Annotated in this window: 20 protein-coding genes; 10 read left to right on the top strand and 10 right to left on the bottom strand. The window is 74.6% G+C overall.

Features of this window, described 5'->3' with window-relative positions:
- Positions 1 to 42: 42 nt before the first annotated feature.
- A complete protein-coding gene (locus ASG41_RS16345; protein ID WP_082557071.1) occupies positions 43 to 1,815 on the top strand; it encodes a bifunctional diguanylate cyclase/phosphodiesterase in 1,773 nt (590 codons plus the stop codon).
- A 15-nt stretch (positions 1,816 to 1,830) separates the two neighbouring features.
- On the opposite strand, the gene ASG41_RS16340 is transcribed toward ASG41_RS16345, so the two are convergent.
- Positions 1,831 to 2,607, bottom strand: coding sequence for an SGNH/GDSL hydrolase family protein (locus ASG41_RS16340; RefSeq protein WP_056297300.1), 777 nt, complete (start codon positions 2,605 to 2,607; stop codon positions 1,831 to 1,833).
- An 88-nt stretch (positions 2,608 to 2,695) separates the two neighbouring features.
- Between ASG41_RS16340 and ASG41_RS16335 the strand changes: the two genes are divergently transcribed.
- Positions 2,696 to 3,481, top strand: coding sequence for a transglutaminase family protein (locus ASG41_RS16335; RefSeq protein ID WP_056297296.1), 786 nt, complete (start codon positions 2,696 to 2,698; stop codon positions 3,479 to 3,481).
- Between the two features lie 3 nt (positions 3,482 to 3,484).
- Here ASG41_RS16335 and ASG41_RS16330 read toward each other — a convergent pair whose 3' ends face one another.
- Both ASG41_RS16330 and ASG41_RS16325 read right to left on the bottom strand, forming a co-directional pair.
- Entirely contained in the window at positions 3,485 to 4,357 is an 873-nt protein-coding gene (locus tag ASG41_RS16330) for an NAD(+)/NADH kinase (RefSeq protein WP_200939013.1), read from the bottom strand.
- Positions 4,358 to 4,415: 58 nt separating this feature from the next.
- Positions 4,416 to 5,849, bottom strand: a complete 1,434-nt coding sequence (locus tag ASG41_RS16325; RefSeq protein WP_056297291.1) for an NAD(P)/FAD-dependent oxidoreductase — start codon at positions 5,847 to 5,849, stop codon at positions 4,416 to 4,418.
- Positions 5,850 to 5,882: 33 nt separating this feature from the next.
- Between ASG41_RS16325 and ASG41_RS16320 the strand changes: the two genes are divergently transcribed.
- From ASG41_RS16320 to ASG41_RS16295, 6 genes are all read left to right on the top strand, one after another.
- Positions 5,883 to 6,395 carry a flavin reductase family protein gene (locus tag ASG41_RS16320; protein ID WP_056297288.1) on the top strand — a complete coding sequence of 171 codons (513 nt, stop codon included), beginning with the start codon at positions 5,883 to 5,885 and terminating at the stop codon, positions 6,393 to 6,395.
- A gap of 77 nt (positions 6,396 to 6,472) precedes the next feature.
- Positions 6,473 to 9,085, top strand: coding sequence for a bifunctional FO biosynthesis protein CofGH (locus tag ASG41_RS16315; RefSeq protein ID WP_056297285.1), 2,613 nt, complete (start codon positions 6,473 to 6,475; stop codon positions 9,083 to 9,085).
- A 356-nt stretch (positions 9,086 to 9,441) separates the two neighbouring features.
- Complete coding sequence (locus ASG41_RS16310) at positions 9,442 to 10,176, top strand: hypothetical protein (protein ID WP_056297283.1); 735 nt, start codon at positions 9,442 to 9,444, stop codon at positions 10,174 to 10,176.
- On the top strand, positions 10,173 to 11,654 hold the full coding sequence (locus tag ASG41_RS16305; protein WP_056297281.1) for a glycosyltransferase family 2 protein: 1,482 nt from the start codon (positions 10,173 to 10,175) through the stop codon (positions 11,652 to 11,654). The genes ASG41_RS16310 and ASG41_RS16305 overlap by 4 nt, the downstream gene beginning before the upstream one ends.
- A gap of 102 nt (positions 11,655 to 11,756) precedes the next feature.
- Positions 11,757 to 13,433 carry a DUF885 domain-containing protein gene (locus ASG41_RS16300; protein ID WP_056297278.1) on the top strand — a complete coding sequence of 559 codons (1,677 nt, stop codon included), beginning with the start codon at positions 11,757 to 11,759 and terminating at the stop codon, positions 13,431 to 13,433.
- A gap of 35 nt (positions 13,434 to 13,468) precedes the next feature.
- A complete protein-coding gene (locus tag ASG41_RS16295) occupies positions 13,469 to 14,479 on the top strand; it encodes an NADPH:quinone reductase (protein ID WP_056297277.1) in 1,011 nt (336 codons plus the stop codon).
- Between the two features lie 152 nt (positions 14,480 to 14,631).
- Here ASG41_RS16295 and ASG41_RS16290 read toward each other — a convergent pair whose 3' ends face one another.
- Genes ASG41_RS16290 through ASG41_RS23700 form a run of 3 tightly spaced genes read right to left on the bottom strand, consistent with a single transcriptional unit; the run spans position 14,632 to position 18,016 of the window.
- Positions 14,632 to 15,792, bottom strand: a complete 1,161-nt coding sequence (locus tag ASG41_RS16290) for an acyl-CoA dehydrogenase family protein (protein ID WP_056297274.1) — start codon at positions 15,790 to 15,792, stop codon at positions 14,632 to 14,634.
- 1 nt (position 15,793) lies between these two features.
- Positions 15,794 to 17,800 carry an acetyl/propionyl/methylcrotonyl-CoA carboxylase subunit alpha gene (locus ASG41_RS16285; protein WP_056297271.1) on the bottom strand — a complete coding sequence of 669 codons (2,007 nt, stop codon included), beginning with the start codon at positions 17,798 to 17,800 and terminating at the stop codon, positions 15,794 to 15,796.
- A 39-nt stretch (positions 17,801 to 17,839) separates the two neighbouring features.
- Complete coding sequence (locus ASG41_RS23700; protein ID WP_157519462.1) at positions 17,840 to 18,016, bottom strand: hypothetical protein; 177 nt, start codon at positions 18,014 to 18,016, stop codon at positions 17,840 to 17,842.
- A gap of 98 nt (positions 18,017 to 18,114) precedes the next feature.
- Between ASG41_RS23700 and ASG41_RS16280 the strand changes: the two genes are divergently transcribed.
- Entirely contained in the window at positions 18,115 to 18,642 is a 528-nt protein-coding gene (locus ASG41_RS16280) for a ferritin (protein WP_056297267.1), read from the top strand.
- 1 nt (position 18,643) lies between these two features.
- On the opposite strand, the gene ASG41_RS16275 is transcribed toward ASG41_RS16280, so the two are convergent.
- The gene (locus tag ASG41_RS16275) at positions 18,644 to 20,257 is read right to left on the bottom strand and encodes a carboxyl transferase domain-containing protein (RefSeq protein WP_056297264.1); all 1,614 of its coding nucleotides are present in this window, start codon (positions 20,255 to 20,257) and stop codon (positions 18,644 to 18,646) included.
- Between the two features lie 68 nt (positions 20,258 to 20,325).
- Between ASG41_RS16275 and ASG41_RS16270 the strand changes: the two genes are divergently transcribed.
- Entirely contained in the window at positions 20,326 to 20,925 is a 600-nt protein-coding gene (locus ASG41_RS16270) for a TetR/AcrR family transcriptional regulator (protein WP_056297261.1), read from the top strand.
- Positions 20,926 to 20,931: 6 nt separating this feature from the next.
- Here the strand turns inward: ASG41_RS16270 and ASG41_RS16265 are convergent, their stop codons facing one another.
- The 3 genes from ASG41_RS16265 to ASG41_RS16255 all read right to left on the bottom strand — a co-directional run bounded on the left by ASG41_RS16265 (position 20,932) and on the right by ASG41_RS16255 (position 25,080).
- Positions 20,932 to 21,705: an SDR family NAD(P)-dependent oxidoreductase gene (locus ASG41_RS16265; RefSeq protein ID WP_056297258.1), complete on the bottom strand. Its 774-nt coding sequence runs from the start codon at positions 21,703 to 21,705 to the stop codon at positions 20,932 to 20,934.
- 67 nt (positions 21,706 to 21,772) lie between these two features.
- On the bottom strand, positions 21,773 to 23,734 hold the full coding sequence (locus ASG41_RS16260) for a hypothetical protein (RefSeq protein WP_056297255.1): 1,962 nt from the start codon (positions 23,732 to 23,734) through the stop codon (positions 21,773 to 21,775).
- A 134-nt stretch (positions 23,735 to 23,868) separates the two neighbouring features.
- Positions 23,869 to 25,080 (bottom strand): hypothetical protein, encoded by a 1,212-nt coding sequence (locus ASG41_RS16255; protein WP_200939012.1) that lies wholly within the window; start codon positions 25,078 to 25,080, stop codon positions 23,869 to 23,871.
- Positions 25,081 to 25,164 lie beyond the last annotated feature (84 nt).

The following is a 25,164-nucleotide window of genomic DNA, read 5'->3' as shown; positions in this document are numbered from 1 at the left end:
GGCTTGCGCCGTTACAGCGGGTGCATGGGTGAGGCTGTCCCGGTGAGCCTCTCTGCCCCGCCGACCCCACCGGGGTCCCCCGGTGGTCCCAGCGGGCCGGGGCGCGACGCCCCGGGTCCCAGCGGGCCGCGCGCCGTCGACACCCTGCTGGCCGACCGCGGCCAGCTGTTCCGCGCGTTGTTCCTGGCCGCGCCCATCGGGAAGGCCGTCGTCGGCCTCGACGGTCGCCTGCTGGTGGTCAACCCGGCGATGTGCACGCTGACCGGCCGCTCCGCCGACGAGCTCGTCGGGCGGCACCTGGACCTGCTCGCCCACCCCGACGACCTCCCCGCCGAGGACCTGGCCCCCGAGCCGGTCGCCGGCTCCCCCGTGCTGGACCCGCACCTGGAGGTCGTCGGCGAGCGCCGCCTGCAGCGCGCGGACGGCAGCACGCTGTGGGTGCAGCAGGCCCGCGAGCTGGTCCGCCGCACCAACGGCGACCCGCACTTCGTCGTGCTCTCCCTCGTCGACGTCACCGACCGCCGCCGCGCGGAGGAGGACCTGGTCCGCCGGGCCCTCACCGACCCGCTGACCGGGCTGCCCAACCGCCGCTCGCTCACCGACCGGCTGCAGCACGCGCTCAACCTCTCCCGCCGCCGCGGCGCCCCCGTCGGTCTGGTGTACCTGGACCTGGACCGCTTCAAGGCCGTCAACGACTCCCTGGGCCACGAGGCCGGGGACCAGCTGCTGTGCCAGGTCGCCGACCGGCTCCGCTGGTCGACCCGGGTCGAGGACACCGCCGTCCGGCTGGGCGCCGACGAGTTCCTGGTGCTGGCCGAGGAGGTCGACGACATCGACGGCCTGCGCACGCTGGCCGAGCGCCTGATGCGGGTGCTGGACGACCCGTTCACCGTCAACGACCGCGAGATCGTGCTGTCGGCGAGCATGGGCCTGACCCTCGGCGTCGACGCCGCCCCCGACGCGCTGCTCAAGCAGGCGCACGGCGCCCTCACCCGGGCCAAGGCCAACGGCGGCCGCGGCCGGGTCGAGGTGCACGACGAGGCACTGTCCGACGGCGACGTCGACCAGCTGCAGCTGGAGAGCGACCTGCGGCACGCCGTCGACGCCGGTGAGCTGCGGTTGTTCTACCAACCGATCGTGGCACTCGCCGACGAGCGGCTGCTGGGCTACGAGGCGCTGATCCGCTGGCAGCACCCGACCCGCGGGCTGCTGCCCCCCGGCGCGTTCCTGGACGCCGCGGAGAACAACCGGCTGACCTCCAAGCTGGGCGCCTGGGTGCTGCGCCAGGCCTGCACCGACGCCGCGGGCTGGGAGTCCAGCCTGCGCGTGCACGTGAACATCTCCGCCCGCCACCTCGCCGAGCCCGGCTTCCCCGAGCTGGTCGCCGCCGCGCTGGTCGAGTCCGGCCTGGAGGCCGGCCGGCTGGAGCTGGAGATCACCGAGTCGACTGCGCTGTTCGCCGCCGAGGCCACCCTGCGGTCGGTCTCCGAGGTCACCGCGGCCGGCGTCACGCTCGCCCTGGACGACTTCGGCACCGGCTACTCGGCGATCACCGCGCTGCACCGGCTGCCGATCCACACGGTCAAGATCGACCGGTCCTTCGTCGCCGACGTCGTCACCGAGCCCTCGACGGCGGCACTCGTGCAGGGCCTGCTGCAGCTGGGCCAGGGCATGGGCCTGGAGGTCATCGCGGAGGGCATCGAGGACCAGGACCAGGCGGACTGGCTGCGCGAGCACGGGTGCCTGATGGCCCAGGGCTACGCCTTCGGCCGCCCGGCCCCGCTCCCCGCCCGGACGGCGCCCGCCCCGGCCTGACCCTCCGCGCGTCGCTCAGCCGGCGGTGAGGGTGGTCAGCTCGGGGCGCTTGGCCGAGCGGCCGTCCCCCGACGAGCGGCCGCGCAGCCGCCGTCCCACCCAGGGGACGACGAACGAGCGCACCCAGGCCGCCTCCGCCGCCACCCGGACCCGCCGGGCCAGCGGCGGCTCCGCGGCCAGCGGGGTGGACCAGTCGCCCTCGACGGGCACACCCAGTACAGCGGCTGCAGCGAGTGCCGTGCGGCGGTGGCCCTCGGCGTTGAGGTGCAGCCGGTCGGCGTCCCACATCCGCCGGTCCTGCACCCAGGTGGCGCCCCACTGGTCCAGCACGACGGCGCCGTGCCGGCGGGCGATGGACCACAGGTGGGCGTTGTACACCGCCGAACGGCCACGGGTGCGCCCGATGAGCGGGGTCTGCCGCGGGTCCACGCCGGTGGCCAGCAGCACGTCGGCGCCGGTGGAGCGGACCTCGGCGACGGCCTCCTCCATCTGGGCGGCCAGCGCGTCGGGGTCGGCGCCCGGCCGCAGCAGGTCGTTCCCGCCGGCCACGATGCTCACCAGGTCCGGCCCGACGGCCAGGGCGGCGGGCAGCTGGTCCTCGAGCACCTGTCCCAGCAGGCGTCCCCGCACGGCGAGGTTGGCGTAGTCCACCGTGCCCTGGGCCGCCGCCAGGTGTGCGGCCAGCCGGTCGGCCCAGCCGCGGTACTCCCCCGGCGTCCCGTCGGCGGGGTCCGACATCCCCTCGGTGAAGCTGTCGCCGACCGCCACGTACCGCTGCCACTCACTGCGCACCCGGCCATCATCACGGCTGCGCACCGGTGAGCCGACACACACCTCCCGAGGGGGGGCTGTGGGCCCTCCGGGCCGGGATCATGCGGGCATGCGCACCGACGTCGCCTGCAGCCTCACCGTCTCCTCCCCCGTCCCGGCGACCGCACTGCTCCAGGTGGCCGTCGCGGGCCCGACCCGCGAGGAGCTCACGGTCGTGTCCGCCGGCCAGGCCCGCACGGCCGAGGAGACCGACGTCGACGGCGCCCGGGTGCACCGGCTGGAGCTGGGCGCCGGGGAGACGACGATCGCCTACTCGGCCTCGGTCGAGTCCGGCGGCGCCGCCCGCGAGGTGACCGCCGCCGACTGGGCCACCTACCTGCGCCCCTCCCGCTACTGCCCGTCGGACCAGGTCGAGGGCTTCGCCTCCCGCGAGTTCGACCAGACGGTCGAGCGCGGCGAGCTGGTCCGCCAGGTCGCGCAGTGGGTCACCGACCGGCTGGTCTACGTGGCCGGCGCGAGCCGCCCGGTGGACACCGCGATCGACACGCTGCTCGCCGGTTCCGGGGTGTGCCGGGACTACACCCACCTGACCGTGATGCTGCTGCGCGCGCTGGAGGTGCCCGCCCGCCTGGTCGCCGTCTACGCCCCCGGGCTGTCGCCGATGGACTTCCACGCCGTCGTCGAGGCCGACGTCGACGGGGTGTGGAAGACCGTGGACCCGACCCGGCTGGCACCGACGTCGTCCCTGGTGCGGATCTGCCACGGCCGGGACGCCGCGGACACCGCCTTCCTCTCGCTGTTCGGGGGTCGCGCGACGCTGGGCCGGATGACCGTCACCGCCACCGTGGACGGCGACCTCCCGGCCCCCGACGACACCCCGTTCGCGCTGGCCTGACCCTCAACCCGGGGTCGAGGCTCCACCGGGGTGCCGGCGGCGGAGCTCGTCGGGCACCAGCTCCAGCAGCTCCTCGGGCAGCAGCGGGAGGTCCAGCAGGGACAGCTTGACCCGGCTGCGGTCCGCGGCGAGGGAGTCCTCGATGCGCACCAGCAGCCCGGCCTCGGCGCGCGCGGACACCTCCAGCACGTCGCCGGCGCGCACCCGTCCGGTGAGCAGGCCGTCGACCTCCACCGCGGGGCCGCCAGCGGTGAGCTCCAGGCGCAGCGGCTCGCCCGGCCCGAGCACCAGCGAGCGGCTGATGCCGTTCATCGGGGCCGAGGGCGTGACCAGGATGCCCTCGGCGCCGGGGCTCATCACCGGGCCGCCGGCGGCGTAGTTGTAGGCCGTGGAGCCCATCGGGGTGGCGATGATGAGCCCGTCGCAGCGGTAGTGGCCGTAGCGGCGCCCGCTCACCGACAGCGCGCCCTCCACCATCCCCTCGCCGGGGACGCGGGCCAGCACGACGTCGTTGAACGCGACGGTCTCCCACCCCGGCCCGCGGACGACCAGACAGCTTCGGGACTCGGTGGTGGACCGGCCCTCGGCCATCGCGGCGAGGGCCTCGTCGAGCTCCTGGCCCTCCACCTCGGCGAGGAACCCGAGGCGGCCCAGGTTGACCCCGAGGACCGGCACCGGGCGGTGGGCGAGCAGCCGCATGGCCCCCAGCAGCGTGCCGTCCCCGCCCAGCGCGATCACCCCGTCGCAGGCGCCGGCCAGCTCGGCGACGTCGACCGGCCGGACGCCGGGCACCTGCAGGCGCTCGACGTCCGGGGCGGCCGCGACCAGGTCCACGTCGTGGGTGGACGTCCAGGCCGCGACCTGGGCCGCGGCCACGGAGCAGTCCCGACGGGGGTGGAGCACCAGGCCGATGCGGCCCGACGGGTGCACGCGGTCAGCCCCGGAGCGTCTCGAGCAGGCGCAGCCAGACCTCGTTCATCGTCGGGTAGGCCGGCACGGCGTGCCAGAGCCGGGAGATCGGCACCTCGCCGACGACGGCGATGGTGGCCGCCTGCAGCATCTCCGACACCCCGGGCCCGACAAAGGTGACGCCGACCAGCACGTCGCGGTCGGTGTCCACCACGGCGACGGCCTTGCCCGTGTAGCCGTCGGCGAACAGCGCGGACCCGGCCACGTTCCCCAGCTCGTAGCGGACGACGGTGTGCGCGAGGCCCCGCTCCTGCGCCTGCGCGGCGGTCAGCCCGACGGAGGCCACCTGCGGGACGGAGAACGTGACCTGCGGGGTCGCGGCGTCGTCGGCGGTGGCGACGAACGGGGACCAGGCGGCCATCGAGACCTGCTCGCCGGTGGCCCGGGCGATGATCGCCGCGCCGCCCTGGCGGGCCTGGTACTTGCCCATGTGGGTCAGCAGCCGGCGGCCGTTCGCGTCGCCGATGCCGTACAGCCAGTCGACGCCGCGGACCCTCAACGTGTCGTCGACGTCGAGGTACTCCCCCGGGGTGAGGCCGACGGTGTCCAGGCCGATGTCGGAGGTCCGGGCCCGGCGGCCGGCGGCGACCAGGAACTCGTCCCCGCGCACCTCGCCGTCCGCGGTGGTGACGACGACCTCGGCACCCTCCCTGCGGACCGCCGTCACCGACGTGTTCAGCCGCACGTCGACCCCGCGTCCGCGCAGCGACTCGGCGACCGCGTCACCGGCCTCGGGCTCCTCCCCGGCGAGCAGCCGGTCCCCGCGCTGCAGCAGGGTGACGCGCGAGCCCAGCGCCGACCAGGCGGTGGCCATCTCCACCCCGACGACCCCGCCGCCCAGCACGACCAGCCGGCCGGGGGCGGCGGTGGCGCTGGTGGCCTCGCGGGCGGTCCAGACGCCGACGTCCTCGATGCCCTCCAGCGGCGGGACGGCGGCCTCGGACCCGGTGGCGACGACGACGGCGTGCGTCGCGGTGAGCCGGGTGGTGCTGCCGTCGGCGGCGGTGACGACGACGGTCTTCTCCCCGTCCAGGCGCCCGGTGCCGCGCAGCAGCGTGATGCCGGCGCCCTGCACCCACTGGACCTGGCTGGAGTCGTCCCACCCGCTGGTGAAGGAGGTGCGGCGGGCCAGGGTGGCCGCGACGTCCTGCTCGCCGGTGACGGCGGCGGCCGCGCCGGAGACCGCGCGGGCCTCCTCGAGCACCTCGGTGCCCCGCAGCAGCGCCTTGCTGGGCATGCAGGCCCAGTAGGAGCACTCGCCGCCGACGAGCTCGCTCTCCACGAGCGCGGCCGACAGCCCGCCGCGCACCACGGTGTCGGCGACGTTCTCTCCGGTGGAGCCGGCGCCGAGCACGATCACGTCGAAGGTCTGGTCCGCAGGGGTCTGTGCAGTGCTCACCGGCCCATCCTCACGGTGTGGTCGACTGCCCGCATGCCGGTCGATCGTGCCCAGTTCTCCGACGCCCTCCGGCAGTACGCGGCCGGTGTGGTGCTGATGTGCGTCCAGGACGACATCGACGACGTCGGCACGACCGTCACCTCGCTGATGAGCGTCTCGGCCGACCCGCCCCTGGTGGCGGTCGCGCTGACCACCGCCGGGTACCCGCTGGAGGTGCTGGAGTCGGTCGGGTCGTGTGCGCTGACCGTGCTGGGCACCGAGCACGAGATCGTGGCCAGCCGGTTCGCCTCCGCCGGGCGGCCCAGCGCCCGGCACCTGCTGGAGACCGTGCCGTGGCGGCGGGCCGGGCACAGCGGCGGCATCGTGCTGGAGCAGGGCCTGGCCGCCCTGGACTGCCGGGTGCACGGGCTGGTCGCGGCCGGGGACCACACCCTGGCCGTGCTCGAGGTGGTCGACGTCCCGGTGCTGCGGGATACCGGGGACCCGCTGCTGCGGCTGCGCGGGCGCTGGGCCGACGGCCGGGGGCAGGCCCTCCGCCGCGGGTGACCGGCCCTCTGCCGCGGGTGACGGGCCCTCCGCCGCGGGTGGCGGGCCGGGTGCGGGCGACTACCGTCGATCGGACGATGACTGCTGCACCCTTCTCCGAGTCCGCCGTCCGCCGCGCCGTCGTCCGGGCCGAGCGCGGGGTCCGGCTGGACGCCCTCGAGGCGGAGACCCTGCTGCACGCCCGCGGGCTGGCCCCGGGCGAGCCGCTGGACCGGCTGCTCACCGCGGCCTCCCGGGTGCGCGACGCCGGGCTGGCCTCGGCCGGGCGGCCCGGGGTGCTCACCTACAGCCGCAAGGTCTTCATCCCGCTGACCCACCTGTGCCGGGACCGCTGCCACTACTGCACGTTCGTCACGACGCCGGGGCAGCTGCGCGCGGAGGGCAAGGCCCCGTTCCTGTCCCCCGACGAGGTGCTCGCGGTCGCCCGCGCCGGCGCCGAGCTGGGCTGTAAGGAGGCGCTGTTCACCCTGGGCGACCGTCCGGAGGACCGCTGGCCGGTGGCCGCGGAGTGGCTGGAGGCGCACGGCTTCGACTCCACCCTGGGCTACCTGCGGGCCATGGCCGTGCGGGTGCTGGAGGAGACCGGCCTGCTCCCGCACCTGAACCCGGGGGTGCTCAGCTGGGAGGAGATCCAGCGGCTCAAGCCGGTCTCGGCGTCGATGGGGATGATGCTGGAGACGACGGCGACCCGGCTGTTCACCGAGCCCGGGGGCCCGCACTTCGGTTCCCCGGACAAGGACCCCGCCGTCCGGCTGCGGGTGCTGGAGGACGCCGGCCGCTCCGCGGTGCCGTTCACCACCGGGGTGCTGCTGGGCATCGGGGAGGACGCCGCCGAGCGGGTGGACGCGGTCCTGCAGATCCGGGCCTCGGCGCAGCGCCACGGTCACGTGCAGGAGGTGATCGTGCAGAACTTCCGAGCCAAGCGGCGCACGGCGATGGCCGCGACCGAGGACCTCGCGCTGCAGGAGTACGTGGCCGCGGTCGCCGTCACCCGGCTGCTGCTGGGGCCCGCCGCGCGGGTGCAGGCGCCGCCGAACCTGACCGACCCGGCCGAGCTGGGCCTGCTGGTGCGGGCCGGCGTCGACGACTGGGGCGGGGTCTCGCCGCTGACCCCGGACCACGTCAACCCCGAGCGGCCCTGGCCGCACATCGACACCCTCACGCAGCTGACCGCCGACGCCGGCTTCACGCTGCGCGAGCGGCTGGCCGCCCAGCCGCCGTACGTGCAGTCCCCCGAGCCGTGGCTGGACCCCCGGGTGCGACCGCACGTCGCCGGGCTGGCCGGCCCGGACGGACTGGCCGTCGAGGGCCGGCGGCCGGTCGGCCTCCCCTGGCAGGAGCCCGACGAGTCCTGGGGCGCCTCGCACACCGGGACCGGCCGGGTCGACCTGCACACCGCCATCGACACCGAGGGCCGCACCGACGACCGGCGCAGCGACTTCGACGCCGTCTACGGCGACTGGTCCGAGCTGCGCGAGCGCACCACCGCCGCCCGGGACGGCTCGACCACGGCGCTGCGGGTCGGTGACCCCGAGGTGCACGCGGCACTCGGCCGGGCGGAGCTCGACCCGGCCGGGCTGACCGACGCCGAGTACCTGACGCTGCTGGGCGCCGACGGCGGCGACCTGGACGCCCTCGCCGCGCTGGCCGACGCGGTCCGCTGGGACGTCAACGGCGACGACGTCACCTACGTGGTGAACCGGAACATCAACTTCACCAACGTCTGCTACACCGGCTGCCGGTTCTGCGCGTTCGCCCAGCGGCGCACCGACGCCGACGCCTACACGCTGTCCCTGGAGCAGGTCGGCGAGCGGGTGGACGAGGCCTGGGCCGGCGGGGCGACCGAGATCTGCATGCAGGGCGGCATCCACCCCGACCTGCCCGGCACCGCCTACCTGGACCTGGCCCGCGAGGTGAAGCGCCGGCAGCCGGGCATCCACCTGCACGCCTACTCACCGATGGAGGTCGTGAACGGTGCCGCCCGCACCGGGCTGTCGTTCACCGAGTTCCTGCTCGCGGCCAAGGAGGCCGGGCTGGACTCGATCCCGGGCACGGCCGCGGAGATCCTCGACGACGACGTCCGCTGGGTGCTGACCAAGGGCAAGCTGCCCACCGCCACCTGGCTGGAGGTGGTGGAGGCCGCGCACCGCGTGGGGCTGCCCTCGACCTCGACGATGATGTACGGCCACGTCGACACCCCCGCGCACTGGGTCGGCCACCTGCGGACGCTGGCGGCGCTGCAGGACCGCACCGGCGGGTTCCGGGAGTTCGTGCTGCTGCCCTTCGTGCACCACAACTCCCCCATCTACCTGGCCGGCGTGGCCCGCCCGGGGCCGACCAACCGGGAGAACCGGGCCGTGCACGCGGTGTCCCGGCTGCTGCTGCACGGTCGGATCGACAACATCCAGACCTCCTGGGTCAAGCTCGGCGACGCCGGCACCCAGGTGGTGCTGCAGGGCGGCGCCAACGACCTGGGCGGGACGCTGATGGAGGAGACGATCAGCCGGATGGCCGGCAGCGAGAACGGCTCGCTGAAGACCGTCGCCCAGCTGGAGGCGATGGCCGCGGCGATCGGCCGGCCCGCCCGCCAGCGCACCACCGAGTACGGCACGCCGACCGACGAGCGGCTGGCCACCGCCCGTTCCGACGCCGGGCGACGGGCCCTGACCCTGCAGGTCACCCCCGTCTGAGGCCCGCCACAACCACCCCGGGGGGCCCACGGTCGTCGACCGTGGGCCCCTCGGCGTCCCGGCCCCTCACCCACGGTGACACCGGTCGAGTCCGGATCCGTTCCGGTCACCCCCTGGGATGAAAAGCGGAACCAGGTGACCCGTTGGGGTTTGACCTGCGGCTCGACCTCTTGACGCCTCTTCACGCTGAGTCACATGGTGATCACCGACAGGCCCGGGACGACGTCGACCCGGTGGTGCCGCGTCGACCCGGAGCCCCGGTCCGACGCCCGCGGCACCGACCCCCCACCGTCGGACCCGGTGCCAGCCACCGCCGCCCCGCGACCCAGCCGGTCGCACCAGGAGACACACCCGAGATGCCAGCCCACAGGGCCCCCACCCGGCGACTGGGCCCCGCCGTCCGCCGCGCCGGTGTCGTGCTGCTCAGCGTCACCGCGCTCAGCTCCTGCCAGCTGCCCGACGTGAGCATGAGCCCGTCGCTGGACGCCGGCTCCAGCTCCGCGGCAGCCCGCACCACCTCCGCCTCCCCCAGCGCGACCCCGACCTCCTCGTCGGCGCCCGCCGAGGAGGCCGTCCAGGCCGTCGTCACCCCGGAGCCCGCCGCCCCGGTCCGCGCCCCCGGCGAGCTCGACGTCGGGTCGGTGACCCACGTGCTGGCCGCCGGTGAGCGTCAGCTGGTCATCGACTGGTGGACCACCGAGCAGGCCGCGGCCTGGACGGCGTCGGGGTCCAAGACGCTGCAGCTGTCCGCCCACCTCGAGGGCGGTGACCCCGACGACGAGCTGCTCGTGCTGGTCACCCGGTTCACCGCCGTGCTCGACGACGGCACCACCCGGACCCAGGTCGACGAGGACTCCGGTGAGTTCGTCATCCAGGCGCCGTACACCTACGGCACCGTGCTCACCCTGCCGCCGTCGGCCGGGGAGGCGACGGCACTGACCGTCGACGTGCAGTTCGACCTGCTCATCGAGACCGAACCCGGCTCCGAGCGCTACTTCCGCCAGACCGTGCTGGACAGCCTGGTGCTGCCCCTCGCGCTGCCCGCCACCCCCGCCGCCACCGCGCCCGTCGCAGCCCAGGAGAACCCATGACCGAGATCGCCGTCCAGGGCATGCGTCGGGCCACCGACCGCGTCACCCTCCTCGCCCGGAGCGGGGGCGAGGTCCCCGACGTCAGCACCCTGGTCCCCGAGCAGTTCACCGACCGGCGCACCACCTCCACCCGGCGGCACGCCACCATCGCCTGCGTCATCCCCGCCTACAACGAGGAGGGGACGATCCGGGCGGTGCTGACCTCGATCCTGTCCCAGACCCGGCCCCCGGACACGGTGCACGTCGTCATCAACAACACCGACGACGACACCGGCGAGATCGCCGGGGAGTTCGTCGGCGAGCACGAGCGCACGGTCAAGGGCCAGAAGTACACGACCACCGTGCACGTGCACGACATCGGCGTGAACCCGGACAAGAAGGTCGGCGCGCTCAACTACGGCTACTACGTCAGCCGGGCGCACGACTACATCCTCGGTGTCGACGGCGACACCACCCTCGACCGCTTCTGCGTCGAGTGGATGGAGAAGGAGATGGTCACCGACCAGCGCATCGGCGGTCTGTCGGCGATCTACTCCTTCGACAAGTCCACCGTCCACGGCCCGATGGCCACGTTCCTGGTCGCCGGCCAGCGCGCCCAGTTCGCCGGGTTCAACATGGACAACCTGGTCCGTGGCCGGAACATGGCCGTCCTGGGTGGTCAGTGCAGCCTGTTCAGCGTCCGCGCGCTGGAGCAGGTCATGTACCTCAACCACCAGGCCGCGCCCTGGGTGCGCGACTCCGAGGTCGAGGACTCCAAGCTCTCCCTGCAGATCAAGGACGCCGGCTACAGCACCAAGATCAGCGCCCGGGCGCGCGCCAACGTGGGCCCGATGGAGACCCTCCGGTCGCTGCACGGCCAGCAGGTCAAGTGGAACTACGGCGGCATCGACCTGCTGTGGCCCGGTCAGCGCGGGGACACCAAGGGCCAGCCGACGCACCCGAACCTGCGCCTGCGCTGGTACGAGAACATCGCGATGGTCTTCAACATCTTCAGCCGGATGGCGTTCCTGCTGCTGCTGGCCGCGGCCCTGAGCATCGACGCCTTCGTGTTCAACCCCGTGTGGCTGATCCCGCCGGTCGTGGCGACCTGCCTGAACCTGCGCATCGCGGCCTCGATGCACGACAAGAGCGGGTCGGACATCTTCTACGCGCTCCTCGTGGCGCCGGCGGAGATCTACATGTGGCTGCGCATGGGCCACTTCCTCACCGCCTGGACCCAGTTCTTCGCCCGCTCGGACAAGGACAACTGGGCCGCCCAGGCCGCCGCAGAGCGCGGCCGCGGGTCGGCGTACGTGATGCCGCTGGTGTGCGCGGTCGCCACCTTCGCGGTGCTGATCTTCGCCTGGAGCCAGCAGAGCGTGCAGCTGCAGTCGGCCATCCTGTCCATCGGCTGGCCGGTGCTCTACCTGCTCACCGTGCTGCAGACGGTCTTCATGCTCAAGAAGCTGGTCCGCCGCCAGCGCGGCTTCCAGGTCTGAGCCACCTCACCACCTCACCACCAGCACCACCGCACCACCGCAGTGCCGTGCGCCCGGCCGGACGACCCCCGTCGTCCGACCGGGCGCACTAGCGTCGGGGCGGTGAGCGACTCCCCCCGACAGCCCTCGGACCTCGACCGCCTGGCCGACGCCTTCGTCGACGCCTACGCCGCGATCGACCCGGTGACCGCCACCCACATCGGCGTCCCCGGGCACGACGACCGGTGGCCCGACCTGTCCCCCGCCGGCCGGGCCGCGCACGCGGACCTGCTGCGCACGACGGTCGCCGCGGCCCTCGCCTGCACCCCGGTCGACCACCGCGACGAGGTGGCCCGGGCGGCGATGGTCGAGCGGCTGGAGGCCGAGCTGGCCCGGCTGGACTCCGGCTGGGCGGCCGCGGACCTCAACAGCATCGAGTGCCCGCTGCAGGTCTTCCGCGAGACGTTCGACGTGATGCCCACGGAGACCGACGAGGACTGGGCCACGATCGCCCGGCGGCTGGAGGCCCTCCCCAGCGGGGTCGAGGGCTACCTCGCCGGCCTGGACGACGCCGCCGCGCAGGGGCGGGTGGCCGCCGCCCGGCAGGTCCGGCTCACCGCCGCGCTGGCCCGCCGCTGGGCCGGCACCGCGCACCTGCCCGGCTTCTTCACCACCTTCGTCGAGCCCGCGCCCGACGCGCTGCGCCCGCGGCTGGACCGGGCCGCCGAGGGCGCCCACGACGCCTTCCTGCACTTCGCCGACCACGTCGAGCGCGAGCTGCTCCCCCGGGCCCCGGAGACCGACGGGGTCGGCCGGGAGCGCTACGCCCGGGAGTCCCGCTACTTCACCGGCGCCGACCTCGACCTGGAGGAGACCTACGCCTGGGGCTGGCAGGAACTGGCCCGCGTCGTCGCCGAGAAGGCCGCGGTGGCCGAGGTCATCGCCCCCGGCCGCGGGTTCGCCGGTGCCGTCGAGGTGCTGGACGCCGACCCCGCCCGCGTCGTGCGGGGTCGGCCGGCGCTGCAGCAGTGGCTGCAGGACACCGCGGACGCCGCCATCGCCGCGCTGGACGGCGTGCACTTCGACGTCCCCGAGCCGGTGCGGACCATCGAGGGCCGGCTGACCCCGACCTCCGGTGGCGGCGTCTACTACGGCGGCCCCACCGAGGACTTCAGCCGCCCCGGCCGGATGTGGTGGTCGCTGCCCGACGGCGTCGAGGACATGACGACCTGGCGGGAGACCACGACGGTCTTCCACGAGGGCGTACCCGGGCACCACCTGCAGATCGGCCAGACAGTCTACAACGCCGCGCTGCTCAACCGCTGGCAGCGGCTGCTGTGCTTCGTCTCCGCGCACGGCGAGGGCTGGGCGCTGTACGCCGAGCGGCTGATGGGCGAGCTGGGCTTCCTCGAGGACCCGGGCGACCGGCTGGGCATGCTCGACGCGCAGGAGCTGCGCGCGGCCCGGGTGGTGCTCGACATCGGCGTCCACCTGGACCTGCCCATCCCGCCCGGGCAGGGCGTCGACGCCGACCGGTGGAGCTACGACGTGGCCCTGGCGTTCCTGCGCGACCACGTGTCCATGGACGACGAGATGCTGGTCGACGAGCTGCACCGCTACCTGGGCTGGCCCGGCCAGGCGCCGTCCTACAAGGTCGGCGAGCGGGTCTTCCTGGACGCCCGGGAGCGGGCCCGCGCCCGGCACGGCGACGCCTTCGACCTCAAGGCGTGGCACCGCGCCGTCCTGGACCTGGGGTCGTTCGGCCTGGACCCCTTCGCCGCCGAGCTGGACCGGCTGTAGTCGCGGGACGCCGCCGGGAGGGGTAGGCAGGGACGGTGCGAGCCATCACCCACACCCAGCCCGGCGGCCCCGACGTCCTGCAGCTCACCGAGCTGCCCACCCCCGAGCCCGGACCCGGTGAGGTCCGCGTGCGGCTGGCCTTCTCCGGGGTCAACCCGACCGACTGGAAGTCCCGCAGCACCACCGACCCCGGCGACGCCGGGAAGACCCCCGACCAGGACGGCAGCGGCACGATCGACGCGGTCGGCGAGGGCGTCGACGCCGCGCGCGTGGGCGAGCGGGTGTGGGTCTGGGAGGCCGCCTGGCAGCGGTCCACCGGGACGGCCGCCGAGCACACCGTCGTCCCCACGCACCAGGCGGTGCCCCTGGGCGAGCACCCCTTCGAGCTCGGCGCCGCGCTGGGCATCCCGTTCATGACGGCGCACCGCTGTCTCACCGTGGCCGAGGAGCTGCCCGACCGGATCGGCCCCGGCACCCTGGAGGGCCGGGTCGTGCTGGTGCAGGGCGGCGCGGGCGCCGTCGGCAACGCGGCGATCCAGCTGGCGCACTGGGCCGGTGCGACCGTCATCGCCACGATCAGCTCCCCGCGCAAGGCCCAGCTGGCCGCCGCGGCGGGGGCCGACCACGTCATCGACTACACGACCCAGGACGTCGTCGCCGAGATCGGGAGGATCAGCCCGCGCGGTGTCGACGCCGTCGTCGAGGTGTCCATCGTGGCGAACGCGGCGTCCGACGTGCAGGTGCTGGCCCCCCACGCCTCGGTCGCCGTCTACGCCGACGACGGCGGCACCGAGTTCACCCTGCCGGTGCGCGCCCTGATGGCCCCCAACGCCCGTTTCCAGTTCGTGCTCGTCTACACCGCCCCGGCCAGGGCCAAGGGCCACGCGGTCGACGACATCACCGCCGCACTGGCCGCCGGGGCGATCCGGGTCGGTGAGGACGCCGGGCTGCCGCTGCACACCTACCCGCTGGCCGAGACCGGTGCTGCGCACCAGGCGGTGCAGGACGCCGTCGTCGGCAAGGTGCTGGTCGACGTCACCGCCTGAGCCCCCCGCGCCGCTGTGACACCCGGGGTGGGCGGCGTGCGGGCGCAACCAGGACGCCGCTGCGCGCCCACTCCGGTCACCTGGCCGGAGGAGCGGTGCGGGCGCGCACCCGTGGCGCGGGTGCGCGCCCACCCGCGCTGGGGGTGCAGCGGTCAGGAGCCGACGCCGAGGGAGCGGGCGATGAGCATCCGCTGCACCTCCGACGTCCCCTCGCCGATCTCCAGGATCTTGGCGTCCCGGTAGAACCGGCCGACCGGGAACTCGTTCATGAACCCGTACCCGCCGTGCACCTGGGTGGCGTAGCGGGCGTTCTCCATGGCCATCTCCGAGCTGTAGAGCTTGGCGATGGCGGCCTCGCGCTTGAACGGCTCGCCGCGCAGCATCTTCTCCGCGGCCCGGTAGTAGGCCAGCCGCGCGGTCGAGGCGCGGACCTCCATGTCGGCGATCATGAACGCGACAGCCTGGTTCTTGCCGATGGCCTGCCCGAACGCCTCGCGCTCGGCGGCGTACCTGACGCTCTCGTCCACGCAGCCCTGGCACAGGCCCACGGCCAGTGCGGCGATGGCGATCCGGCCCTCGTCCAGGATCGACAGGAACTGGGCGTAGCCGCGGCCGCGCTCGCCGACCAGGTTCTCCGCCGGCACCCGGACGTCGGTGAAGGACAGCTCGCGGGTGTCCGAGGCGTTCCAGCCGACCTTGGAGTAGCGCTGGCCGACGGCGAAGCCCGGCGTCCCGGAGGGGATGAGGATCGCCGAGATCTCCTTGCCGCCGTCGGGCCGGGTGCCGGTGACGGCGGTGACGGTGACCAGCTCGGTGAGCTCGGTGCCGGAGTTGGTGATGAAGGACTTGGAGCCGTTGACGACCCACTGCCCGTCCTCGAGCCTCGCGGTCGTGCGGGTGGACCCGGCGTCGGATCCGCCGCCGGCCTCGGTGAGCCCGAAGGCACCCAGGGCCTCACCGGCGCAGAGCCGGGGCAGCCACTCCTTCTTCTGCTCCTCGGTGCCGAAGCGGAACAGCGGCATCGCGCCGAGGGACACCCCGGCCTCCAGGGTGATCGCCACCGAGGAGTCGACCCGGGCCAGCTCCTCCAGCGCGACGCACAGGGTGAAGTAGTCCCCGCCCGAGCCGCCGTACTCCTCGGGGAACGGCAGCCCGAACAGGCCCAGCTCGCCCATCTGCCGCACGATCGCGACCGGGAACTCGTCGGCCTCGTAGAACGCGCCGATCTGCGGGCGCACCACCTCGTTGGCGAACTCGCGGACCATCGTCCGCAGCGCCTCGGTCTCGGTGTCCAGCCGGTAGTCCAGCGTCATCTCAGCTCTCCTGTGCCTGCTCGTCGTCCGCCGCCGGTGGGGTCACCACGGCCAGCGTCTCGTCCAGCCGGACCTGGTGGCCGGCCGTCACCGCGAGCTCGGTGACCGTGCCGTCGATCGGCGCGGTCAGCACGTGCTCCATCTTCATCGCCTCGACGACGAGCAGCGGGGTCCCCGCCGTCACCTCGTCACCGACTGCTGCGCGCACCACGGTCACCGTCCCGGGCATCGGGGCGGTCACCGTGCCGCTGCTCGCCGCGGCCGCCCCCGCCGGCGCCAGCCGGGGTGCCTCCCGGAAGGGCAGCGCGTACCCCTCCACGCCGAGCCAGACCGTCCCGCCGTCCCGCGCGGTCACGTACCGGGTCGTGACGTCGCCCAGGGCCACGGCGAGCTGCCCGTCCTCGCGCCAGACCCGGGCCCGCTGGGCCTCGCCGTCCCCGACCCGGACCTCGCCGGCGGCAGCCCGCCCGCGGGTGCGGACGACGACCGGCTCCCCGCCGGGCACCTGCAGCGTCCGCGGGGTCCAGGCGTGCTCACCCAGCCGCCAGCCCCCGGGCACGGTCCACGGGTCGACGACCGGGCCGGTGGGCTCGGCGTCGGCCAGCAGGCCCAGCGCCGCCGCGGCGTAGGCCGACGCCGGCGGGGCCTCGGCCCGGGTCAGCTCCTCGCCGCGGCGTTCGATGAGCCCGGTGTCCAGGTCGCCGGCGACCACGTCGGGGTCGGCGAGCAGCGTGCGCAGGAACGTGACGTTGGTGGTGAGGCCGAGCACCGAGGTGCGGCCGAGTGCCGCGACCAGCCGGGCCCGGGCGGTCTCCCGGGTGGGGCCCCAGGCGATGACCTTGGCCAGCATCGGGTCGTAGTCGGTGCCCACGACGCCGCCCTCGACCAGCGAGCTGTCCACCCGGATGCCCTCGCCGGTCGGCTCGGTCAGCGAGAGCACGGTGCCGGTCTGCGGCAGGAAGCCGCGGGAGGGGTCCTCGGCGTACACCCGGGCCTCGATGGCGTGCCCGTCCAGGGAGACGTCGGCCTGCTCGAAGGGCAGCTGCTCCCCGGCGGCCACGCGGACCTGCAGCTCGACCAGGTCCAGGCCGGTGACCAGCTCGGTGACCGGGTGCTCGACCTGCAGCCGGGTGTTCATCTCCAGGAAGAAGAAGTCCCGCGGGTTGTCGGCGTCCACGATGAACTCGACGGTGCCGGCGCCGGTGTAGCCGACGGCGGCCGCGGCGTCGACGGCGGCCTTGCCCATCGCCGCGCGCATCCGGGGGGTCAGCAGCGGGGAGGGCGCCTCCTCCACGACCTTCTGGTGCCGGCGCTGCAGCGAGCACTCCCGCTCGCCCAGGTGGACGACGGTGCCGTGCGTGTCGCCCATGACCTGGACCTCGACGTGCCGGCTGTTGCCCACGTAGCGCTCGACCAGCAGCGTGTCGTCGCCGAAGGAGGAGCGGGCCTCGCGGCGGGCGCCGGCGATCTCCTCGGCCAGCTCGGACTCCTCGCGCACCACCCGCATCCCCTTGCCACCGCCGCCGGCCGAGGGCTTGAGCAGCACCGGGAACCCGGCCGCGACCGCGGCCGCGGCCACGGCGGCGTCGTCCATGCCGGGCTCGCTGGAGCCGGGGACGACGGGCACGCCGGCGGCCTTGACGGTCGCCTTGGCCCGGATCTTGTCGCCCATCGCCTCGATCGCGGCGACGGGCGGGCCGATGAAGGTGATCCCGGCGGTCTCCAGGGCGCGGGCGAACCCCACGTTCTCCGACAGGAACCCGTAGCCGGGGTGCACGGCTTGCGCGCCGGTGCGGCGGCAGGCGTCGAGCACCCGCTCCACCGACAGGTAGCTCTGGGTCGCCGGGGCCGGCCCGATCGGCACGGCGACGTCGGCGAGCCGGGTGTGCAGCGCTCCGGCGTCGGCCTCGCTGTAGACGGCGACCGACCGGATGCCCATCGAGCGCAGCGTCCGGATGACCCGGACGGCGATCTCGCCCCGGTTGGCGACGAGCACGGTCTGGAACATCAGGCGTCTCCCTGCTCGGGGCAGGACGACGCGGTGAGGTCAGGCCGCGCGGGCCGCCTTCGACCCAGCGGCGTCCTTGCCGACCTTGACCAACTGGCGCTTCTTGACCGTGTACCCGGGCGGGAGCGTGCCCTCGGCGAGCGCCCGCAACGGGCAGCGGCCGCACCGCGGCTTGTCCACGCAGCACTTCTTCTTCGGCATGCGCTGCTTGGCCACTTGCTGAGGTTAGCCATGCCTACCTCGACTGTGAAGGGGGGCGCCCCGGGGACCGGTACCGTCTGGACGTCGTCTGACCTCGCAGAACAGGAGCCACCGTGGCCGCCGAAGCCTTCATCACCCAGCTCAACGAGCAGATCGGCAACGAGTTCGCCGCGCACCAGCAGTACGTGGCCTGCGCGGTCTACTACGACCAGCAGACCATGCAGCAGACGGCGCAGCTCTTCTTCGACCAGGCCGCCGAGGAGCGCAGCCACGCGATGATGATGGTGCGCTACCTGCTCGACGCCGACGCCGAGGTGCGCATCCCCGCGCTGCCCGCGCCGATCAACGACTTCAGCGACGTCGTCGCCCCGATCGCCCTGGCCCTGGAGCAGGAGAAGCGGGTCACCGAGCAGGTCAACCAGCTCACCGCGATCGCCCGCCGGGAGAACGACTTCGCCTCCGACCAGTTCATGCAGTGGTTCATCAAGGAGCAGGTCGAGGAGGTCAGCAAGATGAGCGACCTGCTGGCCGTCGCCAAGCGGTCGGCGCACGACGTCGAGCAGATCGAGGACTACGTCCAGCGCGAGTCCGCCGCCGGTGAGGGCGTCGACCCCACCGCGCCGCGCATCGCGGGCGTCTGACTCACATCCGGAAGACGCCATAACCCACCTCCTCCAGAGGGGCGTGGGAGACGGCGGAGAGCGCGAGACCCAGCACGGTCCTGGTGTCGGCGGGGTCGACGACCCCGTCGTCCCAGAGCCGGGCGGTGGCGTAGTACGGGTGGCCCTGGGCCTCGTACTGCTCGCGGACCGGGGCCTTGAAGGCCTCCTCGTCCTGCGCCGACCACTCCTCGCCGCGGGCCTCCAGGCCGTCCCGGCGGACGGTGGCCAGCACGCTGGCGGCCTGCTCGCCGCCCATCACCGAGATGCGCGCGTTGGGCCAGGTCCACAGGAACCGGGGCGAGTAGGCCCGCCCGCACATCGAGTAGTTGCCCGCGCCGAACGAGCCGCCGATCACCACGGTCAGCTTGGGCACCCGGGCACAGGCCACCGCGGTGACCATCTTGGCGCCGTGCTTGGCGATGCCGCCGGCCTCGTAGTCCCGCCCGACCATGAAGCCGCTGATGTTCTGCAGGAAGAGCAGCGGCACCTTGCGCTTGTCGCACAGCTCGACGAAGTGCGCGCCCTTGACCGCGGACTCCCCGAACAGGATGCCGTTGTTGGCCACGATGCCGACCGGGTGGCCGTGGATGCGGGCGAACCCGGCGACCAGGGTCTGCCCGTAGAGGGCCTTGAACTCGTGGAACCTGCTGCCGTCGACGAGCCGGGCGATGACCTCGCGGACGTCGTAGGGCGTCCGGCTGTCCGGGGGGACGACGTCGTACAGCGTCTCGGGTGCGTGCAGCGGCTCCTCGGTGGGGACGACGTCCCAGGGCGCCGGGGCGACCGGGCCCAGCGTGCCCACGATCTGGCGCAGGATCTGCAGGGCGTGCGCGTCGTCGTCGGCGAGGTGGTCGGTGACGCCGGAGACCCGGCTGTGCAGGTCTCCCCCGCCCAGGTCCTCCGCGGTGACGACCTCACCGGTCGCGGCCTTCACCAGCGGCGGGCCGCCCAGGAAGATCGTGCCCTGCTCGCGAACGATGACCGCCTCGTCGCTCATCGCCGGGACGTAGGCGCCGCCGGCGGTGCAGGAGCCCAGCACGGCGGCCAGCTGCGGGATGCCGCGGCGGGACATCTGGGCCTGGTTGTAGAAGATCCGGCCGAAGTGGTCGCGGTCGGGGAACACCTCGTCCTGCCGGGGCAGGAACGCCCCGCCGGAGTCGACCAGGTAGAGGCAGGGCAGCTCGTTCTGCAGAGCCACCTCCTGCGCGCGCAGGTGCTTCTTGACCGTCATCGGGTAGTAGGTGCCGCCCTTGACGGTGGCGTCGTTGGCGACGACGACGACCTCCCGGCCGGCCACCCGCCCGACACCGGTGATGATCCCGGCAGCCGGCGCGCCGCCGTCGTAGAGACCGTGCGCGGCCAGCGGGGAGAGCTCCAGGAACGGTGATCCGGGGTCCAGCAGGGCGTCGACCCGCTCGCGGGGCAGCAGCTTGCCGCGGGCGACGTGCTTGGCCCGGGCGCGCTCACCGCCGCCCTCGGCGACCCGGGCGAGCTCCGCGGCGAGGTCGGCGGACAGCGCCCGGTGCGCCGCGGCGTTGCGCGCCGGCGCCTCGGGGTCGGCGGGCGGGGCACTGACGAGCACCGGTGCATCCACGCCCCGGAGGTTAACCGTCGTTCACGTCAGGGTCCAGTGCGGGGTGAACGTCGGTTAACCTGTGTCCCATGTCGTCGGAGCCGGACACCGCGCTGCACGTCGACGCCGCCCGGCCCTCCCGCCGGGAGCAGATCCTGCGGGCGGCCGCGCAGCTGTTCGCCGAGCGCGGCTCGCGCAGCGTGGGCGTCGACGACGTGGGCGCCGCGGTCGGCGTCACCGGCCCGGCCATCTACCGGCACTTCGCCTCCAAGGACGCGATGCTCGCCGAGATGCTGGTCCGCATCTCCGAGCGACTGCAGGCCGGCGGGGCGGCCGTGGTGGCCGGCGCCGGGGACGACCCGGACGCCCAGCTGGACGCCCTGATCGCCTTCCAGGTGGACTTCGCGCTGGACAACCCGGCGCTGATCACCGTGCAGGACCGCGACCTGGGCGTGCTCGCCGAGGACGAGGCCAAGCAGGTCCGACGGCTGCAGCGTCGCTACGTCGAGGAGTGGGTCGAGGTGCTGGGCCGCCTGGACCCCGACGCGTCGACCTCGGAGTGCCGGGCGCGGGCGCATGCCGTCTTCGGGCTGATCAACTCCACCCCGCACAGCGCCGGGCGGCTGTCCCGCCCGGCGATGGCGGCGCTGCTGGCCCGGATGGCCCGAGCCGCCGCCACCGCCGTCTGACCGGACCTAGAGGTGCGGCTGGCCGGTCGAGGCGCTGGTCCCGCCGTCGACCGGCAGCACCGCCCCGGTGACGTACCGGGCGGCGTCGCTGGCCAGGAACAGCACGGCCGGGGCGACGTCGGCGGGCAGGCCGGGCCGGCCCAGCGCGATCCGGTCCACGAAGGGCGCGAGCGCCGCCTCGTCCCGGCCCATGCCCTCGGTCAGCTCGGTGAGGGTGAACGCCGGGGCGACCGCGTTGACCCGGACACCCTGCGGCCCCCAGTCCAGGGCCAGGGAGCGGACGAAGTTGCTGATCGCGGCCTTGGTGGCGTTGTAGGCGGCCTGCCCCCAGTCGCCCCGGTCACCGGACACGCTGGAGACGGCGACGAACGAGCCCCCGGAGGTGGCCAGGTGCGGCAGGGTGGCCTTGGCCAGGTGGAAGAAGCCGTCCACGTTGGTCGCCCGCAGCGCGGCCCAGGCGTCGTCGGAGAGCTCGGTCAACGGCCCGGACTCGTAGCCGGCGGCGTTGGACACCACCACGTCGAGCCGGCCGAACCGCTCCAGGACCCCGGCCACCAGGTCCCGGACCTGCCCGCCGTCGGAGACGTCGGCGGGCACCGCCACCGCCCGCTCGGCGGGCCGGCCCTCCAGCGCCTGCTCCAGGCGCTCCCGGCGCCGACCGGTGACGACGACGGTGGCGCCGGCGTCCAGGAACGCGTCGGTGATCGCGCGCCCGATGCCGGTGCCTCCCCCGGTCACCAGGACGACGGAGTCGGTGAAGTCGTAGCTCGCGTGCTGCACGGTGGGGCCTTCCTCGAGGGGTCGCCCGGTGAGTACCTGCACCGGGGGCGGGTCAACCGCCCCCGGCTCACTCGGCGCTGAGCTCGAGGGCGTTCTCGGCCAGGGCCAGCAGGGCTGCCGCGCTGCCCTCGCCGTCGACCCAGTCGGTCTCCACGATGGTGGCGACCTCACCGGTGGCGGCACTGGCGTACTCGGCGTCGGACAGCGCGTCGGGGCCGCCGTCGAAGCGGACGCCCTCGCGCAGCAGGTCGTTGACGTTGCCGGTGCCCGCGGTGTCGGTCAGTGACAGCAACGCCTGCGCGCGGGCCGCGTCGGGCATGGTCACCTGGGCCACCGACACGACCGCCGGCAACCCGTCGGCCTCCGCGGACCACAGCGAGCGGACCAGCCCACCGCAGTCGGTGGTCTCGAAGAACCCGCGTGCCGCCCCGTAGGCACGCCCGGCACAGGACGCGTCGTACTGGAAGGCCTGCAGCGTGTAGGTGGTGCCGGCGACGACCTGCGTCGTGCCGATGGCCTGCCCGGTCGGGACCGCCGGCTCGCTGGTCGTGGGGGCGGCGCTGGTGGTCTGCGCCGCGGGGTCGGTCCCGCCACCGGCGGGGTCCTCGCCGTCGCGGGTGAGCAGCCAGCCGCCCAGCCCGAGGACGACGACCAGTGCCAGCGCCGCGAGCACGACCAGCAGGCCACGGCGCCGCGGGGCGGCCGGCGCGACCGCGCCCTCGGCCGGCGTTGCCGCGGCGGTGGGTGTCCAGGCGGTCGGCGGGGTGGGGCCGGAGCCCGTGGACGTGGCCGGGCCGGGGCCGGTCTCGGCGAAGAACCCGCCCAGTCCCCCGGTCTGGTCCGGCTGCCGCGCAGGCGGTGCAGCGTCCTCCCAGGCCGGGGGTGACGGGTCGCTCCAGGCCTGCGCGGGGGCCCAGGCCGGCGGGGTCTGGGTGGGCGGCTCCTGCCGCAGCGGTGCGGCAGGCCGGATCTGCTGGGTGTGCTGCGGGTCGGCCGGGCGGGGCTCGGTCGGCTGCTGCGTGGTCGGCTGATGCGTGGCACCGGCCTGCTCGGTGTGCCCCAGCAGCGCGACGGTGTCCCGCGTCGGCGTCGTCAGGACCTCCGGCAGCGGTCCCTGCGCCGAGGAGGGCTGCTCCCGGCGCCGGACCTCGGCGTCCTGCGCGGCGACGGCCGCGGCGGCCAGGGCGCCCGCGGCGGCCGGGTCGACGAGCGGGCCGCCGGGACCGCCGACCGGGGCACCCGAGGAGCCGGGGCCGGTGGCCGGGAAGTCCGGCGGGGGCACCGGGGACTGCGTGACCGGCGCCGCGGTCGGGGCGGCGGTGCGGACGGCGGGCTGGTTGGCCAGGGTCGCGGGCGCCAGCAGCTCCCGCCGACGCAGCACGTAGGGCGAGTACGGGAAGCCCTCGCCGTTGAGCTCCTCGACCGAGGGGCTGCGGCCACCCACGCCCAGGGCGTCGAGGGCGGCCCGCACGTCGGCGGTGGTCCACAGCCGGGGGTTGTCGGTGCCGGCGTAGCGGCTGGCCCGGGCGATGCCCAGCAGCAGCGAGCGCGGCTCCAGCAGCGCGACCTGGTCGCCCTCACCGAGGTCGCCGTCGGCCGGCACCAGCCCGGTCAGCTCCCCGGACAGCACGGTCAGCCGCGCGATCCGGCCGGGCTCCAGGCCGACCCGGCGCAGCCGCACGGCTGCCTCCATGCCGGCCCGCATGAGCCCGTCCAGCGTGGTCGAGCCACCACCGGCGAGCCGCAGCACGTCGCCGGGCCCGGCGCCCGGGCCGATGGTCCAGGCACCCTCGGGCAGCACGGTGACCACACCGGACTGACGGACGACCTCGACGATCCGGACCACGGCCAGGCCCTCGGGCACGAAGACGACCGCGTCGGAGACCCGGCGGTCCATCGGCCCGTCCGACAGCGGGAGGCCGGCCACCACGGCACCGCGGACGGCGCCGCCGCTGTCCCAGCTGGTGAGCTCGGAGAAGAACGCGCGCTCCGCCGACGTCTCCAGACCGGAGGGGGTGAGCGTGAGCACCGGACCTCCCAGGGTCTGCGGTCGGGGTGGGCGACTCGGGCACCGCAGGGTCGGGCGCAGCCGGTCGGCAGGCAGCCCGGAACGGCCGCCGTCGTCCTCCCGACGTTACGACATCCGCGCGCCCGACCCGGGCGTCACCGCCGGGACGCGCCGCCGCTGGCCGACGGGAGGACCACCGTGGCGGCCGGGTGCACAGCGGGGTCGACGGCGACCAGCCAGCGCTGCCAGCGACCGCTGCGCCCGGTCCGGTCCACCACCGCCCACAGCAGGGCGAACCCGATGCAGACGAACGGCGTGGCGCGCCACTCCCACGGCGGGATGACGGCGAGGAACTCCTGGGCGAAGGCGACCGCGAAGACCGCCCCGGCCACCGGGATGCCGGCGATCGCGCCCGGGACCCGCCAGGTCACGGCCAGGTCGACCAGGACGGCGCCGACCAGCAGCATCACCGGCAGCACGGAGGGCGGGAAGCCGGTCGCGGCCAGCAGGCCCCAGACGACGGCCCGGTAGCCCAGGTAGGTGGCGGTGAGGACCGTCGCCGTCCAGCGCAGGCCGACGACCTTGCGGGCCACGACGAGGCTGAGCAGGCCGGCCCCGATCAGCCAGGCCGGGTGCACCCAGTCCGGCACGGGGAGCATGAACGCCGCGGCGTCCTTGCCCTGGGAGGCGGCGAAGTCCAGCAGCTGCGGCTCGGCGGTGGTGTGCCCGGCGCGGTAGGCGGCCAGGGACAGCACGCCGTACTCCTGGTGCTGGTTGGGGAAGAGCACGTTCTCCAGGAAGAACAGCCACAGGCCCAGGCTGACCAGGGTGCGTGCCCGGCCGGCCTCGGCGTAGAGCCACCAGCCGCGGATGGCGCCGGCCAGCATGATCGCCGTCCCGACGTAGAGCAGCATGTGGCTGGGGCTCCAGCTGGTGATGTCCAGCCCGTTCACCCGGTGGTTCACGATGTCGATCGGGACGGCGGCCAGGAACACGGCGGTGCCGACCTGCATCCAGCGCAGCGCCCGGACGTCGACCCCGCGGCCGCTGTAGCTGTGCACCACGACGAGGGCCACGACGAGCACGGTGCCCGCGGAGTTGAGCAGGTGCGGGGGCGCGAGGTCGTCGCGCAGCCACTTGAAGTGCCAGGACACGTCCCACGAGCTGCCGAGCATCTTCAGCGCGAAGGCCAGCAGCCAGCCGCCGTACAGCCAGCGCATCTCCGCAGGCGTCGTGGGCCGGCCGGGCGCGCCGGGCGTCATCGCGTAGGCCCAGAGCCAGCGCAGGGCGGCGACGGGGTGCCGAGCCGCCTGACGCACGGAGGCGGGCGCCGCCGGGAGGGCGGGCGCGGTGCTGGTGGGGGGCACGGGTGCTCCTCGAGGTGGCCGAGCCAGCAGCGTATCGGTGCAGGGCGTCCCGGTCAGCCCTCTCGACTGGCGGGTCCCGGCGGG

Source organism: Modestobacter sp. Leaf380 (assembly GCF_001424485.1).
Classification (GTDB): domain Bacteria; phylum Actinomycetota; class Actinomycetes; order Mycobacteriales; family Geodermatophilaceae; genus Klenkia.
This window is presented reverse-complemented; position numbering and strand designations above follow the sequence as displayed.